Source organism: Burkholderia sp. HI2714, assembly GCF_002223085.1.
In the GTDB taxonomy this organism is placed as follows: domain Bacteria; phylum Pseudomonadota; class Gammaproteobacteria; order Burkholderiales; family Burkholderiaceae; genus Burkholderia; species Burkholderia lata_D.
The window spans coordinates 1-1,523 of the sequence record NZ_NKFM01000140.1 but is presented as its reverse complement, the minus strand read 5'-3'; the positions used below and the strand labels follow the sequence as shown (position 1 = coordinate 1,523).

Here is a 1,523-nt window from a genome sequence, read left to right as displayed (position 1 = left end):
CAGCAGTTCGTCGGGCAGATGGTTCAGCCCACGGGGCACGGCCAATTGCATGGCGGTGCGCAGGATGCGCCCGGCGTGACGGGGTAATCCGCGCGAAGCCTGGCGCAGCAGTTCGAGCCCGGTTTCGTGACCCTGTCTCGATTCCACGTACAGCAAGAAGTTTGATAACTTTTTGACTGTATGGAGAACAGAATGGCAGAGAACGTGGTGCCGAGAAGGCAATACACGCAGGAATTCAAACTGGAGGCGGTGCGCTTGTCGGAGAGCGTCGGTCAGCATGAGGCCGCTCGCAGGCTGGGTGTACCGGTGGCGACACTGGGCAACTGGTGCCGAGACCAGCGCAAAGGCAATGCTGAAGCGGCGACGGGGCCGTTACCCAGCACGCCGAGCTCCAGTCGTCGCCCGGTCAGCGATCTGGAGGCCGAGGTCAGCAGGTTGCGCAAGGAGTTGGCCAGCGCGAAGCTCGACATCGAAATCCTCCGAAAGGCAACGGCGTACTTCGCGAAGGGGGCGCGGTGAGGTACGCCTGGATCGACGCACACCGCGACCAGTACAGCGTGAGCCGGCTGTGCCGGGTGTTGGCCGTCTCGCGCAGCGGGTATTGCCAGTGGCGGGCTCGCCCGCCCAGCGTCAGGGCGCAGGCCAACCAGGCGCTGGATGCCGAAGTGGCGGCCATCTACCGGGCCAGTCGCGGCAGCTATGGCCGTCCTCGCATCGTGCGACAATTGCGTGCTCAGGGCCGGCCGGCGAGCGCTGAGCGCGTGCGACGCAGCCTGCAACGTCAGGGGCTGCGCCCGGTCTACAAGCGCCCGTATCGAGTCACCACGGATTCGACGCATCATCTGCCGGTGGCGCCGAATCTGTTGGATCGGCGCTTCGGTGGCTGGCAGCTGAACCAAGCGTGGGTGAGTGACATCACGTTCATCGCCACTGACGAAGGCTGGCTGTTTCTCGCGGCGATCCTCGATCTGGCAAGCCGGCGTATCGTCGGCTGGTCGATGTCGGAGCGAATCAACGCGGATCTGGTCTGCCAAGCATTACGCAGTGCGTACTGGCAACGCAAACCCGGGCCCGGATTACTGCTGCATTCGGATAGGGGCAGTCAATATGCCAGTTGGGCGTATCGCGATCTGGCCGCCGAGTTCGGCATGATGGTCTCAATGAGCCGGCGTGCAAACGCGTGGGACAACGCGCCGATGGAGAGCTTCTTTAAAACCCTGAAGGTCGAGCGCATTTACCAAACGCGCTACGAGACCCGCGCTCAGGCTCGCCTGGACATCGTCGACTGGATCGAAGGCTATTACAATCGACAGCGCATGCACACGTCGATCGACTACTGCACTCCCGTCGAATACGAAACCCTACGCGCTGCTGCATGACATGCTGTACGTGAAAACGAGCCCGGTTTCGGAGAGCAGCGTGTGGTTGCAGCCGGCGGTTTTGAGCGCGTGCGTAATGAGCTGCGCGAAGCGGGCGTGCTCGGTGACGGGCTGCAACTGTACTCGGGTCTGGATGCGGCTGTA

The 1,523-nt window shown here is 62.9% G+C and carries 1 protein-coding gene; it reads left to right on the top strand.

Annotated elements, in window-relative coordinates; genetic code table 11:
- The first annotated feature begins 180 nt into the window (after window positions 1–180).
- Window positions 181–1,379 (top strand): IS3 family transposase gene (locus tag CFB82_RS41500; protein ID WP_089487960.1). Its coding sequence is split into 2 segments (ribosomal slippage): window positions 181–481 and window positions 481–1,379, totalling 1,200 coding nucleotides; the frame shifts between segments, so codons are not numbered across the junction.
- The last annotated feature ends 144 nt before the right edge of the window (window positions 1,380–1,523 follow it).